This window comes from Clostridium sp. YIM B02569, assembly GCF_022320765.1.
Lineage (GTDB): Bacteria > Bacillota > Clostridia > Clostridiales > Clostridiaceae > Clostridium > Clostridium beijerinckii.
The window spans coordinates 81345-99037 of record NZ_JAKJJX010000021.1 but is presented as its reverse complement, the minus strand read 5'-3'; the positions used below and the strand labels follow the sequence as shown (position 1 = coordinate 99037).

Sequence of the window (17693 nt, the reverse complement as noted above, 5' to 3'; positions counted from 1 at the left end):
ATTATATGTCAAAACTTTTTTCAAATTTTAAACTCAAAAATTTAGAATTTAAAAATAGAATCGTTATGGCACCTATGTGTATGTATACAGCTAAGGAAGATGGAATAGCAACTGAGTGGCATAAAATACATTATGCTACAAGAGCTTTAGGCGGAGTAGGACTTATAATCCAAGAAGCAACTGGAGTTGAAAGTAGAGGAAGAATAAGTGATAAAGATTTAGGAATATGGAATGATTCACAAATAGAGGGTTTAAAGAAGATAGTTGATACATGTAAAAGCTTAGGTGCGGTTATGGGAATTCAACTTGGTCATGCAGGTAGAAAGTGTGAAATAAAGAATCTTGAGATCATAGGACCTAGTGCTGAAGCATTTAGTAGTGAATATAAAGTTCCAAAGGAAATGAGTAAAGAAGATATAAATGAAGTAATAAATGCCTTTAAAAGTGCCGCTAAAAGGTGTATTGAAATAGGATATGATATTATAGAAATCCATGGTGCTCACGGATACTTAATAAATCAATTTTTATCTCCTCTTACCAACAAAAGAACTGATGAGTATGGAGGAAATTTAGAAAATAGAGCGCGATTCCTAAAAGAAGTAGTAAAAGCGGTTAGAGAAGTGTGGACCAAGGAAAAACCAATAATACTTAGGGTAAGTGCTGAAGATTATTTAAATGAAGGAAATCATCCAGAGGATTTGGCTAAAATAATAAATTTGGTTAAAGAAGAAGGTATTGATATAATTAATGTAAGCTCAGGTGGCGTTGCACCAACTCCTGTTCCAATTAAGGTATATGAAGGATATCAGATAAAATTTGCAGAGATAATAAAAGAAAATACAGGACTTCCTGTAATAGCTGGAGGACTTATTATATCGCCTTATATGGCAGAGGAAATAATTCAAAATGATAGAGCAGATATGATTTTCTTAGGAAGAATTCTTTTAAGAAAACCATACTGGCCGCTTGAAGCTGACTCAAAATTAGATGGTGAGGTAAAATGGCCTGAGCAATATGAAAGAGGTAAGTTCAGAAATAATAGATAACCATATTAATTGGCAATAGTTAATCTTATTAATAATTATTTGAATAAATTTTAATTTTAAAGCCAGCAGTATAAAATGAATTTAAATGTACACCATAATAATGAGGTGATACATATGGATAATAATAAAAACAGAATAAAAGATAGACCTAAATCTAATGCGGAACGTAGAAAAATAGATCCTAAAAATAATGCGGATTTAGGCATTATTGATGGAAAAAAGATAGGCGCGCCTCCACATAAAGAAAAGGATCACCTATAATATAAAGAGGATATATCAAAATGTTTTTATCTGTTTGATATATCCTTTATATTTTATATTAACAAGTATATAGATAGAGGAAAATTAAATTATTAATTTTTTATAAAAGCAATTATAATAGATGATATATTACATAAGCAAAGGAGACTAGCAAATGAAACTAGATTTAACAATATTTGAATTAGGAAAACTTTTAAAGAAAATAGAGGATAAATATGATTTGAACATATTAGTGAAATTAGCATTAAGTGGTGGATGGGCTACAATAACTGGCAATGCTAATATTTTAAAGTATCCAAATGATTCAAACTGTGGCTGCAATGGAAAAGACAACATTATAGATATAAGTGTAGAGCATGATGGTAATGAGCATGGATCTGTAATAAAAATTACAGGTGCTAAAGATAAAAAGTTTGATATAGATATATCAAGTACTAGATACAAAGAATTGCGTCCAAATAACTTAACTGTTAACAAAATAAAAATTAACGAAAATGAAAGTAAATTAAGAATTGATGAAAATATAATATTTACAATAGGTGCGTCAGTTGATGATATAAAAGAACTTATAGAAAACTAAATATATACAACATTAGCCAGCATAAAACAGTCCGAAATACACATACTATTAAAGAGTCAATAGGAAGAGGAGAGTGATATAAATGGACAACAGTATGAAAAGAAAACATACAAGCAAACATAAGACTTTAAATCATAATCCACAGGCAGAAAGCGTAAAAGCAGTTTTTGGCGAGCCAAAAGCGAAAGATTCTGAATTTACTCCAAGAACTTTTGACTAATAGCAGAGATATTAAACATAGGCACGATTGTAAATATTATATAATTATATTTCATAGTGATTTCTGAAATGTGAATTGTATAATAGACCAAACAATTTAATAGTTAAAGAAGGAATATTTTGAGTATAAAAAACTTAAAATATTCCTTTTTTAGTGCAAAAGAATTTAATGTTTTAAGGTATAAATTTGAAATATTATTAATTTATTTAATAATTAGTTATTAATTAGAAATATCAAAATATCTATATATTAGACAGGCTATAGTGAAAAACAAAATTATTATATGGATGTTATTTAATAAAGTTATGAAATAACACTCACTAAGTGATAAATTTGTATGGTTATTGTTTAGGTTTTTATTTAATAGGAATTAAACAGTAAGTATTTGAAAAAAGTAGTCATAATGTCTTTGTTTAATTGAATATATTTTAGTTATAAAGGAGGAGGAGTGTTTATGAGTATGAACTTTAAAGAATTTATAGAAACAGATAGAGAAAAGTCTAACACCCAAAAGTTTGAAGGAAGTTTCCTAGAATATTTAGATATTGTTAAGGAAAATCCAGAAATTGTTAACCTTGCTCATAAAAGAATCTATGAGATGATTATGAGCAAAGGCGTAGAGGAGTTAAAAGGTGAAGAAAACCCTCGAGTAAGAAAAATTTATGGAAATGATCTAATAAGAAAATATGGCTTTTTTAAAAATGATTTTTACGGAATTGATAAAGTTATAATGAAACTTGCAAGTTATTTTAAATCAGCAGCCATGAAAGGTGAAGAATCAAGGCAAGTATTATATCTTGTTGGTCCAGTAGGAGCAGGTAAATCTTCAATAGTGGAAAGTTTAAAATCAGCCTTAGAAAGTTGTGAACCAGTTTATTCATTAAAGGGATGCCCAATGCATGAAGAACCTCTTCATTTAATTCCAAAGCATTTAAGACCAAAATTTGAGGAAATGCTAGGAGTACAAATCGAAGGAGATTTATGCCCAGTATGCAGGTATAAACTTGTTAATGAACTTAAGGGAGTTTATGAAGATTTTCCGGTTGAAAGAACAGGATTTTCTATTAGATCAAGAAAAGGAATTGGAGTAGTTCCACCTGTTGATCCCAATAATCAAGATACATCAATACTAACAGGATCAATTGATATTTCTAAGATGGATATGTACTCTGAAGATGATCCAAGAATTTTTTCTCTAAATGGAGCATTTAATGTCGGTAACCGTGGACTAGTAGAATTTATAGAGGTATTTAAGAATGATGTTGAATATCTTCATACAATAATTACTGCAACCCAAGAAAAATCAGTACCATCTCCAGGTAAGGGTTCAATGATTTACTTTGATGGAGTTATAGTTGCTCACTCAAATGAGGCGGAATGGAATAAATTTAAATCAGATCATACAAATGAAGCAATTTTAGATAGAATTGTAAAAGTTGAAGTTCCATATTGCTTAGAACTAGATGAAGAAGTTAAGATATATGAAAAAATAATAAAGAAGAGCAATTTTAAAGCGCATATAGCGCCACATACTATTGAAATCGCAGCGATGTTTGCAATACTTTCAAGGTTAACACCTTCAGCTAAAGTAGACGCGGTGACAAAACTTAAGATTTACAATGGAGAAGAGATTGTTGAAAAAGGAACTACAAAGAAGATCGATATTGGAGAACTTAGAGAAGAAGCCGGTCAATATGAGGGCATGAAGGGAATAAGTACAAGATTTATCATAAAAGCAATAGATAATGCACTTGCTGAGTCAGGATATGATTGCATAAATCCACTTAGTATAATGGAAAGTATAATAAAATCTGTTAGAGAACTAGATATTGCAGCAGATGATAAAAAGAAGTATTTAGGCTTTATTCAGGATAATATAAGAAAAGAATATAATAAAATTCTTGAAAGAGAAATTACAAAGGCATTTATTCACTCATTTAGAGAACAAGCTGAGAGTTTATTTAACAATTATATAGATAATGCTGAGGCATATGTAAATAAGACTAAGATAAAAGATGTTTCAACTGGTGAAGAACTTAATCCAGATGAAGAATTTATGAGAAGCATAGAAGAGCAAATAGGTGTATATGCCGCATCGGCTAAAGGCTTTAGATCAGATGTGACTTCATATATGTTCTATATAGTTAGGAAAGGCGGAAAATTAGATTATACTTCTTATGAGCCTTTGAAGGAAGCAATAGAAAAGAAATTAACAGCTTCAGTTAAAGATTTATCAAGAATCATAACTAAATCAAAGGTTAGGGATAAGGAACAAGCAGAGAAATATGATTCTATGGTTGAAGAAATGAAAAGAAACGGATATTGTCTTCATTGTTGTGACGTAATCTTAAAATATGCAGCTAATAACTTATGGAGGGATTAGATTAGCTTATGGCAATATTTAGAGATTACACTAACAATCAAATTGATCACGACAGATCCATAGAAGATAGAAGAAGGCATAGGCAACTTGTAGAAAAATCAATAAAAGAAAATTTGGGAGATATATTATCAGAAGAGAGTATAGTTGGAGAGAGTAAAAACAAAAAATTTAAGATACCAATTAAAGGAATTAAGGAATATCAATTCGTCTATGGAAAGAACTCTAAGGGAGTGGCCAGTGGAGTAGGTAACGAAAAAAGGGGAGAAAAATTAGGAAATGGAAATAAGAAATTAGCTAAAGGAAACCAGGGAGCTGGAAATGAAGAGGGTGATGATATATATGAAACAGAAATCACTCTCGAGGAGCTAATGGACTATATATCTGAAGATCTTAATCTACCTAATTTGGATCAAAAAAAGTATTCAGAAATAGTTACTGAAACTAGCGGCAAGAAGAGAGGATATCAAACTCATGGAATAAGACCAAGACTTGCAAAAAAGAAAACAGTTATGTCAAAGATAGCAAGAAAACAGGGAAAGAAGAGAGCTTTAAAGGAATTAGAAAGTGACGAAGAGTTAGAAAGATTTCCTTTTAGAGAGGAGGATCTTAGGTACTATAGGGTTAAATTAAAACCTAAAAAAGATAGCAATGCAGTAATGCTATTTATCATGGATGCTTCTGGTTCTATGGATGTGACTAAAAAATATTTAGCAAGATCTTATTTTTTCGTGTTGGCAACTTTTCTAAAAAGAAAATATAACAATATAGCATTTGAATTTATATATCATACTACAGTTGCAAAGAGAGTAGATGAATTCGAATTCTTCCATAAGTCTGAATCTGGTGGTACTTATATATCTAGTGGCATTAATGAGGCATTAAAGGTGATTGAAGAGAAGTATCCTCCGGCAGCATGGAATATATATAGCATATACGCAAGTGATGGAGATAACTGGTCTGAAGATAATGAAAAAGCAGTTGCAGCGGTAAAAGATATATGTGAGGTTAGCAATATGTTCGGCTATGCAGAACTTTTACCATCCACATATACCACTACAATGTATCATAAGTTCAAAAAAGAGATCACTAATGAAAAATTTGTTCCTGTAATTATAAAAGAAAAGAAGGACTTATGGGATGCACTTAAGATTATGCTTAGGAAGGAGTTAAAGGAGGAATAAGAAATTGGAATATAGCTTTAATGATATTGAAAAGTGGAATGAGAAAATAGAGAAAAAGGTTAGGGAATATGGGCTAGAATGTTATCCTCAAGAATTTGAAATTATAGGCTTTAATGAGATGATTGGATATGAAGCTTATGTTGGAATGCCTTCAAGATATCCACATTGGAGTTTTGGTAAATCTTATGAGAAAAGTAAAACACTTTATTCTTTAAATCTTACTGGCCTTCCTTATGAAATGGTTATTAATTCAGATCCTTGTTTAGCATATTTAATGAAGGATAATACGTTATTGTTACAGATATTAACAATGGCCCATGTATATGGGCATAATGACTTCTTCAGAAATAACAGATTATTTAAAGAAGGAACTAATGCTAAATATACTTTAGAAATGTTTAATTTAGATGCCAAAATAATAAGAAATTATATTGACGATCCAAGTATTGGATACTCGGAAGTTGAAAGAATACTAGATGCAGGTCATGCGATAAGGTATCAATCTAAAAGAACTGTTGGAGTTAAGGAACTGACTAACAATGAGATTAAAGAAAATATTTTAAAAGATTATGAAAATAAAAAAGAAAATAGAGATATTTTAGATCCTTATGAAGAAATCAGTTTACCAGATTTAGATAAGATTCCATTGGAACCTGTTGATGATCTCATGGGATTTATAATAAATTATGGTCAGTTACAAGAATGGCAGAAAACAATATTAAGAATTGTTAAGAGAGAAACAGAATATTTTATTCCTCAAATTGAAACTAAAATTATGAATGAAGGATGGGCAAGCTATACACACTATAATATTTTAAAACAATTAGAATTGCCACAAGAACTACATTTAGAGTTCTTGAAAAGGCATAATGATGTAATAGCTCCTGCTATAGGCGGGTTAAATCCTTATTATGTTGGTTTCAAAGTATTTGAAGATATTGAAAAGAGATACGGAAAGGAAAAAATATTTGAAGTAAGAGAAATTGAAAGAGATTCTTCATTTTTACGACGTTATTTAACTAAAGAATTGTGCGAAGAATTAAATTTATTTCAATATAATCAAAGAACTTTTGATGTTGTCATCGAAGAAATTTCAGATGAAACTGGCTGGAAAACTATTAGAGATACTTTAAGTTATACTGCTGGTATGGGGAATATACCATATATTAGAGTTGTTGATTTGAATAAGAAGAATTATACATTAACCCTAGAAAATGTTTTTGACGGAAGACCACTTGAGCTTTCTTATGCAAAAGAAACGTTGAAGTACGTTCAAGAATTATGGGGGCATGATGTTAGGCTAATTACTAAATCAAGCGATAAGCAAGAAGTGATCTTAACTTGTAATCAGGAAAAGAAGATAATTGTATCCTAAAAGATCGGAATTATAAAAAAGTAATAAACAATATTTTATGATTTAAGCCAATAAGCATGTTTCATCATTATGAGTTAACTTATGAGGTAACCAAAAGTATAAAAATGAATAGTTTATATATGAGAGAAAGTAATATTTTGGGAGACAAAGATGAACTTAAAAGGTAGTCAAACTGAAAGAAATTTATTTAAAACATTTGCAGGAGAGTCTAGAGCTAGAAATAAATATACTTTTTATGCTGAGAAAGCTAGGGATGATGGTTTCCTCTATGTTGCAGAGGTATTTGAAGCAACTGCAGGTAATGAAAAAGCTCATGCAAGAGAAGTGTTTAGAAGATATTTAGATAGGATTAATAATACAAAAAATAATTTGATAGAATCTGCACTTAGTGAATCTGAAGAAAGTAAAGTAATTTATAAAGAATTTGAGGAAATTGCTAGAGAAGAAGGTTTTGACGACATTGCAGATTTTTATAAAGAACTTCAAGAAGTTGAAGAACATCATAAGGAGAGATTTTTAGATTTAGCTAAAAAACTCAAAGAAGGTAAGATGTTTAAATCAGATAGAGAAGAAGAATGGATATGTCTAAATTGTGGTTATATATACGAAGGTAAGGAAGCACCTATGAAATGCCCATTATGTAGATATCCAAGAGCATATTTTAGAAGATTATGTAATGAGGATTGTAAGTAGGGGGAAAACATATGATTTATGAATATCCTGAAGAATTTGTGGTTCCTGTGGTTTATGTAGAGGGTTTGAAAGAGAAGCCTATTAACAGAAGTTTGGAGTTTAAGTATTTTCAGATTGATGAAAGTATGACTCCTAGTGAAAAGCCACAAGAAAATAAAATGTTTCAGATGAGCACGTACCATGATGAAGATATTTCAAACAAAGGAATGATGTTTTTAGATTTAGATGAAGATTTGCTTCAAAAACCTTGCCATGAAAAATATAAGTTTGATGATATAGTTGAAAGTGAAGAAGAACATTATAGCTCTAACAATATATTTAACGATATAGATAATGAATATGCTGATGGTGAAACATTAAGAATGTAATGTATTATTTGTAGTTAGTCACTTATTAGGGATTAACTACAAATATTTTATTTAGATAGTATTAATTTTTTATAAAGGATTAATTATGAGATTTAATGATTTAGCTAAAAAACAATATGAAGATATCGATAATTTAAGTGTATTATTAAAGAATTATGTGGATGTTTATAGACTATTAATTGCTGGAGCATCAGAACTATATGGTGTAAATTTAGCAGAGAAAAGTGAAGTTAAGAAAGCACTAGAGAGAGTTGAAAATGTAGGTGAATTAATAGATAAGTTGATAAGCACTTTAGAACGATGTGAAGGTTCTTATCTAAAGTATTGCAAGATTAAAAATGAATATATTACAGTAAGTACAGAGAAAGATAAGATATTTACTGAAATAGATAATGAATTAAATTTTCAAAACTCAGAAAGAGAAGAATAATGATGAAAACTAAACAAAAAAACTCTATCTTGAAATTTTAGGATAGAGTTTTTTATTATGAATTATAATTAAAATTTCTTTAATTTAATTTTACTTACCATTAAGTATGAACCAAGGATCATCAAAAGAACAACAAGATAAATCGATGGTGTAATATTAAAATTAAATATAATTAATGAAAAGAATGCCATAAAGCAACCTGCTATTGTTATTGGTATACCAGTAAAAGCGCCGTCAAAATCAGTAGTATTAAATCTAGCTAATCTATAGGCACCACAAATTGGAAATAGTAATAAAACTATAAATCCAAATAATCCTTTAGGGCCAAAAGATTCAAGATTAAATAATATATATACTAATATAGATGGTGCTACTCCAAATGAAACCAAATCTGCTAAAGAATCTAATTCTTTACCTAATTCACTAGAAACGTTTAAAAAACGAGCTATTCTTCCATCATATCTATCTACCAATCCTGCTAATAAAATAAATGCACCTGATATTGCATACTTTTCATTCATTACTGATAATATAGATATAATTCCACAAGATAAATTAATAAAGGTAAATACATTAGGAATACAACTTTTCCTCATAAAATCACTCCTAAAATTATAAAAAATACTTACAAAGAGTTATTATAGCACATAAATGAAAATAATATAAGGTGCAAAATTAACTTTAAGTTTTTATTAAGATTATCTAGTATCGACATTAAGTAAGTAAAATGATATAATAAACTCTATGACAAAGGTATTATATGTAAATATTTATAGGAATTTAATATATGTATTTAGAGCTAATTATAATCTTGTATATAAGAATTATTTTAAGGCTATTTTTTATGTATATAAATAATAATTTAAGAAAATTTATTGGAGGTAGGTTAATTTATGAAAAAGGTTAGATTCATATACAACCCATACTCAGGAGAAAATAGTATAATAAGCGAATTAGACAATATTATAAAACTACACCAAGAAGTAGGATTAATAGTAGTGCCATATAGAATTCAAAAAGGTAAAGATTTAGCAGAGGCATTAGATATAATAGATGAAACTTATAGCTATATTTTAATAGCTGGTGGAGATGGAACAGTGGATTCTTTAGTAAATGCTATGAAAAATAAAAACATAAATATACCTATAGGTATATTACCAGTTGGAACTGCAAATGACTTTGGAAAGTTTATTAATATGCCAAATGATATAGAAGAAGCATGTAAGCAAATATTAAGCTCAAAGCCAGTAGCTGTTGACGTTGGGAAAATAAATGAGAAGTATTTTATAAATGTAGCAAGCTCAGGACTTTTCACTGATGTATCTCAAAAAACTGATGTAAATTTAAAGAATACAATAGGAAAGTTAGCCTATTATCTAAAAGGTCTTGAAGAATTACCTAACTTTAGAAAGTTAAAGATAAAATTATCATCTAAAGAGTGTGATTATGACGGAGAAATGTATTTACTTTTGGTTTTTAATGGTAAAACTGCTGGAAACTTTAACTTAGCTACAGAAGCAGAAGTTACAGACGGAAAACTCGACGTAATAATATTTAAGGCTATACAAATAATAGAGCTAATACCACTTTTTATAAAGCTTTTAAAAGGCGAGCATTTAGATTCGGATAAAGTGGTTTATTTTAAAACAGATGATTTATATATAGAATCTCCAGAAGACATTGTTACAGATATTGATGGAGAAAGAGGGCCTGATTTTCCATTGAGGGTTCAATGTATTAAGGGTGGAATTAAACTTTTAGGTATAAAATAAGATAGACAGTAATAAATATAAGTAACAGGAATATGGAATGGAGCGTAATTAGTGAATTTTGCATATTATTTATTTTTGTTACTTATAATTTTTTTGTCAATTTCACTTATAAGAAAGAATTTAGAGGTTTCACCAAAGAAAATAAAAATATATTTGGCATTAGTAATTACATTATTTTTATTAAGGCATATAGCATTATTTTTATTGTGTATACTCAAGAATAGTACAATAATATATTATTTAAAACCGATAATATTTTTGAATCATTTATCAGTGCCTCTTATAGTGCTAGCTGTAAGCTATGTTTATTTAAGATCTGAGAAGTTAAATTTTGGTGGAACATATGTTATTGCAGCAACAGTATGTATTATTTATGCTGTAATAATGCAAACTTCAAAGTTGACAGTTCAGGTAAATTATTTATATGGATTTATCTTACAGATAGATAAGGAAACTATTTTATTTTTGTTTTCGCTAATACTACTTGGTGCATTACTCATACTAAATGTAATTTTATTGGATAGACCATATGCAAATAAAAAAGGAATATGGTTATTAATTATAGCAATATTAATAGTAATGATAGAAGATATTATTATTTTAGGTGGAATTAAAATCTTCCCTTATTCGGTAATTGGGGATATGTTATTTCTTATAATTATAAATTTAGTATTAAAGGGCTTTAAAATATTGCCAAAGAACAATTATCGTTCCTAGGAAACGAATTGAGTACGAATTTGTGCTTTAGAGTATGTAAACAGCAGGTAAAATACTAAGATAAGTTGTTATAAGTGTGTAGAGGATTTTTTGAATAAGAGTAATATGTGCTAACGGTTAATAGACAGAAAGGATACTTAGTTGCAATATCAAGCAACTAAGTATCATTTCTTTTATATGGTTCTTTTTCTTCTATTTGAATAATTATCAGATGAATGTTTATTTGAGTGTTTTTTATTGCTATTAGTTGAATTCTTCTTATTATTACTCATAGAATTTTTTTCATTAGATATTTTACTACTAACATTTGAATTTTTATTTGAGTTATTCCTAGGACCATCGTTTGATTTATGCTTACCTTGATAGCCTAGTTTTCCAGGAGCAAAGCCTATTAAACAGTTTTTACTATTGCCAATTAGGTCTTCTCTGTGAGCTTTAAGTAGAGCTTTCTTTACTTTTTGATAATTTTTAGGAACAGCAAACTGTATTAGAGCTCTTTGCATTTCTTTCTCTTCAGGTGTTTTTGGAATATAAACTTTTTCTCCGGTAATTGGGTTGAATCCAGTATAATACATTGTTGTTGATAAGCTTCCTGGTGTTGGATAAAAATCTTGCACTTGTTCAGGTGTATATCCCATCTCTTTAATGTATAATGCTAAATCTATTGCTGCATTAAGATCAGAACCTGGATGAGATGACATTAAATAAGGCACTAAAAATTGCTTTTTATCTATTTGCTTATTAATTTGAAAATACTTATTAACAAATTTATCATAGACTTCTCTTGTTGGTTTACCCATCTGATTCAATACTTTTGGAACTACATGTTCTGGAGCAACCTTTAACTGACCACTAATATGATGCTCACATAATTCTTTAAAAAATGCATCATTTTTATCATGTATTAAATAATCATATCTTAGACCAGAACGTATAAATACCTTTTTTATTCCAGGAAGTTTTCTAACTTTCTTTAATAGAGAAAGATACTCAGTATGATCTATTATCAAGTTTTTACATGGGCTAGGGAACATACATTGTTTATTTTTGCAAGTACCGTGTTCTATTTGTTTCTTACAAGCTCTATGTCTAAAATTTGCAGTAGGACCTCCAATATCATGAATATATCCTTTGAAGTCAGGTAAAGTCGTTAAAAGCTTTGCTTCGTCAATTATTGACTCTTGCCCTCTATTCTGAATTACTCTTCCTTGATGAAATGTTAGCGCACAAAATGAACATGAGCCGAAACAGCCTCTATGGCTTGTTATAGAAAATTTAACTTCTTGTATTGCAGGTATGCCGCCCTTTTCTTCATATATAGGGTGATAGGTTCTTGTGTAAGGTAAATCATATGTCATATCCATTTCTTCTTGAGTTAAGTTTTCTTGAGGTGGATTCTGAACTAAATATCTATCACCGTATTGTTGAATTATAGTTCTACCGTTTATAGAATCTTGTTCGTAGTATTCTAATTTATAAGCTTCACCATAAGCTTCCTTATCCGTAGATACTTCGTCAAATGAAGGGACTATAACTGCATTTTTAATATTAGATATATCTTTAGTCAAATAACAAGTCCCACGAACACTTGTTATATTTTTAATATTTGCTCCATATCTTAATAACTCTGCAATTTGAACAACGGTTTTTTCGCCCATGCCGTACATCAATAAATCAGCTTTAGAATCTACAAGGATACTTCTTCTAACTTTGTTATCCCAGTAGTCATAGTGAGCAAAGCGTCTAAGACTTGCCTCTATTCCTCCGATTGCAATAGCTGCATCTTTATAAGCTTCACGTATTCTATTGCAGTAAACAATTATTGATCTATCTGGTCTGTGGCCAGCCTCTCCTCCAGGAGAATATAAGTCTTCACGTCTTGTTTTCTTTGCGGCTGTATAGTGATTAACCATAGAATCTATATTCCCTGAATTAACTAGGAAACCATATTTAGGCTTACCTAATTTTTTGAAATCCTCAGAACTATGCCAATTAGGTTGAGCTATAATACCAACATTAAAACCTTGTGCTTCAAGAGTTCTGCCTATAATAGCAGTACCAAAAGAAGGGTGATCTACATAAGCATCGCCAGAAACAATAATAAAATCTAATTGGTCAATTTTTCTTTTTTTCAAGTCTTCTTTACTAATAGGTAAGAATTCTTTACAAAGCTTCATATAATATTAACTCCAATTCTTAATTTATTTTACTTAAAGCATATTTATATTAAAATTACGTATATTAAAGATCGCTATATTGGGATATTATACTAACGTAATAAATAATTAAAAAGTCAAATGAATAAGCTTTTAAAGCTTATTCTTAAAGTATATTAACATAACAATAATTAGTTTACAAACAATATCAATAGGCAAGTGTAGTGTAAATTCAATGCAACTCATAAAGAAATATTTATAATTTACAAATTGAGGATTAATTAAAGAAATTTTTATGTGTTCAAAAGATAAATCAAAACAAAAAATTATTGCCTTTTTACTTCTATGTAATATAATAATTAGAGATAGTAGTAAAATATAACTAAGTGAAGATATACAGGGCGGTGTAAAAGATGGAGGAAGGACCTCAGAATATAAACTATAATATAGCAAAAACTAAATATATTCAGAAGGAAAATCTTTTATCTTGCCTTAAAAGATATAAGTAGATGCAATTTAGTTACAATACTAATTTTACTTAAGGATTTTCTTTCTGCAGAAGTAGGGGGGAAATAATTAAGATGGAATTATCTATATTTCTATATACTAACATTCTAGATAAAAAAGTTTATGACGAGTTTGGTGATGTTTTAGGAACTCTAAGAGACATTTATGTGACTACGGAGGATGGATATCCTAGAATAATTGGATATAAGCTTAAAAAGGACGGAGTAGCCTTTCATTATGAGTTTAGATATATAGAATTTTTAAATAGGGATGGTAAAATTAAGATCACAACAAGAGGAAGTAAAGAAATATTACCGATGAGGTATAGTTATCTTCTTTCAGAAAATCTATTAGATAAAAAGATAGTTGATATAAATGGAAAACAAGTTGTAAGGGTTAATGATTTGAGAATCGCAAAAATTGCAGGAGAATACAGAGTTATTGGAGTTGAAACAGGAAAATTAGCTAGATACAGAAGACTAAAGATAGCTGGTATTATGAAATTTATATACGGGATCATGAGAAAGAAGTTAGAAGATAAAGTTTTAAGATGGGATGATGTTGAATCCTTGGAAATGGTTGAAAATAATTTGAAATTATCCATACCATATAAAAAATTGTCAACTCTACATCCAGCGGACCTTGCAGATATATTAGAAAATCTAGATACAAACTCAAGAAAACAAGTATTGGAATCACTGGATGAGGATTTAGCGGCCGATACATTAGAGGAAATAGATTCAGAATACAAGGGGACAATAATTAAGGAGCTATCTGACAGCAAAACTGTAGAAGTGCTAGAAAATATGCCTAATGATGAGATAGCTGATTTGTTAGATGATTTAGATGAAGAGGAAAGAGAAAAAATATTAGTGAATTTAGAAAAAGAAGATGCAGATGAAGTTAAGGAATTGTTGCAATATGAGGATGAAACTGTTGGTAGTATAATGAGTAAAGAATTTATATCTGTTAATTTAGATATTACAGTTGGAGATACTATTGAGATATTGAAAGAAACAAAACCAGATGAAGAAGTTATTTATTATATTTATATAACGGATGAAGAAGAACGTGTTCAAGGTGTGGTATCTTTAAGAGATTTAATAGTTAGTGATAGTGATTTGAAGATAAGAGAAATAATGGACTATTCTGTATCACGTGTAAGGCATGATGATGAAATTAGCGAAGCTATAGAAGTTGCCTCAAAATATGATTTGAATTCAGTGCCAGTAGTAGATGAATACGAAAAATTAATTGGAATAGTAATTATTCATGATTTAATAGATGAATTTTTGTATCCACTCTGGAAGAAGAAAAATTAGAACATAAATTATTTAAATTTTTAATAAAAAAAATATTTTAGTTTTAGTATTTACCCATCAGGAATACTTGTTTTTATATATTTAAGAAAGTCAACACTTTTTAATTAAAACTTTAAAAAGTATTGACTTTTTTTTTAGAAAGAATATAATTATAATATAAAACCTATCAAAACACTAAGAATTAAAAACTATGAAAAAGAAAAGTAGCATAAAGGAAGTTTACAGAGAGAAAAGGATGCTGAGAACTTTTTATCTAGAATTTATGTGAAGTGCTCTTTGGAGTTGAAATTTGAAATTAAATATATTAAAAAATGGAGCGATAGTATATCCATTGATTTTTTGATATATTTTTTAGTATGATTTTCCGGGATCACCCGTTATAGTGATATGATATCTTAAGTATCAAAATTGAGAGGGATTAGTTATTTAATCCAATTAGAGTGGAACCGCGAAATTTACTTCGTCTCTATAATTTTTTATGGAGGATGAAGTTTTTTTATTATATTTAATATAAAAAGAATGTAAAAAGATATACTAAAATTAGTAGAAGTTTGAGGAGGAGAATAATAATATGGTTTATAATGGAGGATTAGAGTTAATAGGAAATACACCTATTTTAAAAATTAATAATTTAATTAAGGACGAAAATAGTGCAGATATATACGTAAAACTTGAAAAATTTAATCCGGGTGGAAGTGTTAAAGACAGAGCAGCGTTAGGAATGATCGAAAGAGCTGAGAAAGAAGGAGTATTAAAGCCAGGGGCAACAATAGTAGAACCTACAAGCGGAAATACAGGAATAGCACTCGCACTTATAGGAAAATTGAAAGGTTATAGTGTAACAATAGTAATGCCAGAAACAATGAGTAAGGAAAGAAGAGATCTCATAAAAGCATACGGTGCAAATCTGATATTGACTGAAGGATCTAAGGGGATGAAAGGAGCTATAGAAAAGGCTCTAGAAATAGGAAGTGGAGAAGGATTTTTTATCCCTCAACAATTTGAAAATATAGCTAATCCAGAAAAGCACTATGAAACAACAGCAGAAGAAATATATAAAGACATTCCAGATTTAGATGCCTTTGTTGCAGGCGTTGGAAGTGGTGGAACTGTGATAGGAGTATCTAAAAATTTAAAAAAGAAGAATTCGGATATTAAAGCATTTGCAGTTGAACCAGCAAATTCACCAGTTTTAAGTGGTGGAAATCCAGGTGGTCATAAAATTCAAGGTATAGGGGCAGGATTTGTTCCAGGAGTTTATGATAAGGAATATGTAGATGAAATACTACAAGTAAGAGATGAAGATGCATTTAAAACAGCAAAAGCATTTGCTGAAAATGAAGGTGTATTGATTGGAATATCTTCAGGTGCAGCTGTATATGCAGCAATACAGGTTGCAAAAAGACTTGGAAAAGGTAAAAAGGTATTGGCTATTGCTCCAGATGGGGGAGAAAAGTATATATCTATGGGATTATATGATTAATTAATTTAACTATAAAAGTTTTATTAATAATCAGAAATTAACAGTGAAACGATTGATTTAACTTAAGATACCAATGAAGTTCTATTAATAATTGTATATGTGAAAAGCTCTACTGAAAACTATAGAAAGGAGAATAGGCTGTGTTTAAAAAATTGAATTACGATCTAGAAAGAGTTTTAAATGAAGATCCAGCAGCTAAAAGTAAACTAGAAGTATTATTATTGTACCCATGTATTCATGCATTAATATCATATAGAATTGCACATGCTCTATATTTAAAGAAATGGTTTTTCTTGGCGAGATTAATTTCCCAATTATCTAGGTTTTTAACAGGTATAGAAATTCATCCGGGAGCTAAGATAGGAAGAGGGCTGTTTATAGACCACGGAATGGGAGTAGTTATAGGTGAGACTGCAGAAGTCGGAGACAATGTGACGCTTTACCATGGTGTAACTCTAGGTGGTACAGGTAAGGATGTAGGGAAAAGGCATCCAACTATCGAAGATGACGTTTTAATAGGCACAGGTGCAAAGGTACTTGGACCTATAACTGTGGGGAAGGGTGCCAAGATAGGAGCTAATGCTGTAGTTGTAAAGAATGTGCCAGCAATGGCAACTGCAATAGGAGTTCAAGCTAAAAACATTGTTAGAAATAGTGCAAGTGCAGCAATAATTGAAATTAGTGATTTAAAAGGACGCAAAAAGAAAATATTTAACGATATGGTTATTTAATGCTTTAGAATATGGAAGTATATGAAGTACAATTAATATAAACTTGTATATTGTATAGTTCGGTAGCATTTATTTATAGGAATTTTACTAAGTTAAGATGTTTTACTAAATATTAAAATACAACATTTCTTTATTAATTATTTTATTAAGAAATGTATTATAATCTAAAAGTTAAGAGATGCATTAATTAAACTTTAGAGCAAGAAAGTTTAGTTAATGTATTTTTTTATATGGAGATTCTGCTAAAGCTAAATAAGTTACATTAATTTATCTTGCTTATAATTAAAATGATTTTTGCGAATAAGTTATAATAATAAAAGAAGATATTAGTATAACTGGTGTTAAATCTTACAATAACCTTAATATTTTTGGTAATTGCATAGACATATGAAAGCATATATAATGTATATAAATAATGATCAATAATATATTATGCATGTAATACTTGTATAGAATTGAATAATTGTA

The 17693-nt window shown here is 29.3% G+C and carries 17 protein-coding genes and 1 other annotated feature; of the genes, 15 read left to right on the top strand and 2 right to left on the bottom strand.

Translation table 11 applies throughout. The features are described from left to right. The first annotated feature begins 5 nt into the window (after window positions 1-5). The 10 genes from namA (at window position 6) to L3B96_RS18475 (ending at window position 8537) form a co-directional block, all read left to right on the top strand. Window positions 6-1046, top strand: a complete 1041-nt coding sequence (gene namA / locus L3B96_RS18520) for an NADPH dehydrogenase NamA (RefSeq protein WP_238948271.1) — start codon at window positions 6-8, stop codon at window positions 1044-1046. A 75-nt stretch (window positions 1047-1121) separates the two neighbouring features. After that, window positions 1122-1307, top strand: coding sequence for a hypothetical protein (locus L3B96_RS18515; RefSeq protein WP_238948276.1), 186 nt, complete (start codon window positions 1122-1124; stop codon window positions 1305-1307). A gap of 154 nt (window positions 1308-1461) precedes the next feature. Beyond that, window positions 1462-1887 (top strand): UDP-N-acetylglucosamine pyrophosphorylase, encoded by a 426-nt coding sequence (locus L3B96_RS18510; RefSeq protein WP_238899281.1) that lies wholly within the window; start codon window positions 1462-1464, stop codon window positions 1885-1887. Between the two features lie 82 nt (window positions 1888-1969). After that, complete coding sequence (locus L3B96_RS18505) at window positions 1970-2107, top strand: CPC_1213 family protein (RefSeq protein ID WP_011967913.1); 138 nt, start codon at window positions 1970-1972, stop codon at window positions 2105-2107. A gap of 460 nt (window positions 2108-2567) precedes the next feature. Next, the gene (locus tag L3B96_RS18500) at window positions 2568-4490 is read left to right on the top strand and encodes a PrkA family serine protein kinase (protein ID WP_238899417.1); all 1923 of its coding nucleotides are present in this window, start codon (window positions 2568-2570) and stop codon (window positions 4488-4490) included. Window positions 4491-4498: 8 nt separating this feature from the next. After that, the gene (gene yhbH / locus L3B96_RS18495) at window positions 4499-5671 is read left to right on the top strand and encodes a sporulation protein YhbH (protein ID WP_011967915.1); all 1173 of its coding nucleotides are present in this window, start codon (window positions 4499-4501) and stop codon (window positions 5669-5671) included. Between the two features lie 4 nt (window positions 5672-5675). Next, window positions 5676-7046, top strand: coding sequence for a SpoVR family protein (locus tag L3B96_RS18490; protein ID WP_011967916.1), 1371 nt, complete (start codon window positions 5676-5678; stop codon window positions 7044-7046). 150 nt (window positions 7047-7196) lie between these two features. Beyond that, entirely contained in the window at window positions 7197-7739 is a 543-nt protein-coding gene (locus L3B96_RS18485; protein WP_011967917.1) for a rubrerythrin family protein, read from the top strand. 11 nt (window positions 7740-7750) lie between these two features. After that, complete coding sequence (locus L3B96_RS18480) at window positions 7751-8107, top strand: hypothetical protein (protein WP_023973678.1); 357 nt, start codon at window positions 7751-7753, stop codon at window positions 8105-8107. An 85-nt stretch (window positions 8108-8192) separates the two neighbouring features. Continuing rightward, on the top strand, window positions 8193-8537 hold the full coding sequence (locus tag L3B96_RS18475; RefSeq protein ID WP_011967919.1) for a hypothetical protein: 345 nt from the start codon (window positions 8193-8195) through the stop codon (window positions 8535-8537). Window positions 8538-8605: 68 nt separating this feature from the next. Here the strand turns inward: L3B96_RS18475 and pssA are convergent, their stop codons facing one another. Then, the gene (pssA, locus tag L3B96_RS18470; protein WP_011967920.1) at window positions 8606-9133 is read right to left on the bottom strand and encodes a CDP-diacylglycerol--serine O-phosphatidyltransferase; all 528 of its coding nucleotides are present in this window, start codon (window positions 9131-9133) and stop codon (window positions 8606-8608) included. A gap of 297 nt (window positions 9134-9430) precedes the next feature. Here pssA and L3B96_RS18465 point away from each other — a divergent pair, with 297 nt between their 5' ends. Together L3B96_RS18465 and L3B96_RS18460 are read left to right on the top strand one after the other, a co-directional pair. Next, window positions 9431-10309 (top strand): YegS/Rv2252/BmrU family lipid kinase, encoded by an 879-nt coding sequence (locus L3B96_RS18465; RefSeq protein WP_011967921.1) that lies wholly within the window; start codon window positions 9431-9433, stop codon window positions 10307-10309. 51 nt (window positions 10310-10360) lie between these two features. Continuing rightward, window positions 10361-11026, top strand: a complete 666-nt coding sequence (locus L3B96_RS18460; RefSeq protein WP_011967922.1) for a hypothetical protein — start codon at window positions 10361-10363, stop codon at window positions 11024-11026. Window positions 11027-11199: 173 nt separating this feature from the next. On the opposite strand, the gene L3B96_RS18455 is transcribed toward L3B96_RS18460, so the two are convergent. Next, a complete protein-coding gene (locus tag L3B96_RS18455) occupies window positions 11200-13203 on the bottom strand; it encodes a YgiQ family radical SAM protein (protein ID WP_238948270.1) in 2004 nt (667 codons plus the stop codon). Window positions 13204-13763: 560 nt separating this feature from the next. Here L3B96_RS18455 and L3B96_RS18450 point away from each other — a divergent pair. The 3 genes from L3B96_RS18450 (at window position 13764) to epsC (ending at window position 17225) form a co-directional block, all read left to right on the top strand. Then, entirely contained in the window at window positions 13764-15011 is a 1248-nt protein-coding gene (locus L3B96_RS18450; RefSeq protein WP_011967924.1) for a CBS domain-containing protein, read from the top strand. Window positions 15012-15192: 181 nt separating this feature from the next. Beyond that, window positions 15193-15482 (top strand) — a binding site (T-box leader). A 100-nt stretch (window positions 15483-15582) separates the two neighbouring features. Next, on the top strand, window positions 15583-16494 hold the full coding sequence (gene cysK / locus L3B96_RS18445) for a cysteine synthase A (protein WP_011967925.1): 912 nt from the start codon (window positions 15583-15585) through the stop codon (window positions 16492-16494). A gap of 140 nt (window positions 16495-16634) precedes the next feature. Continuing rightward, window positions 16635-17225, top strand: coding sequence for a serine O-acetyltransferase EpsC (epsC, locus tag L3B96_RS18440; RefSeq protein WP_017212509.1), 591 nt, complete (start codon window positions 16635-16637; stop codon window positions 17223-17225). Window positions 17226-17693 lie beyond the last annotated feature (468 nt).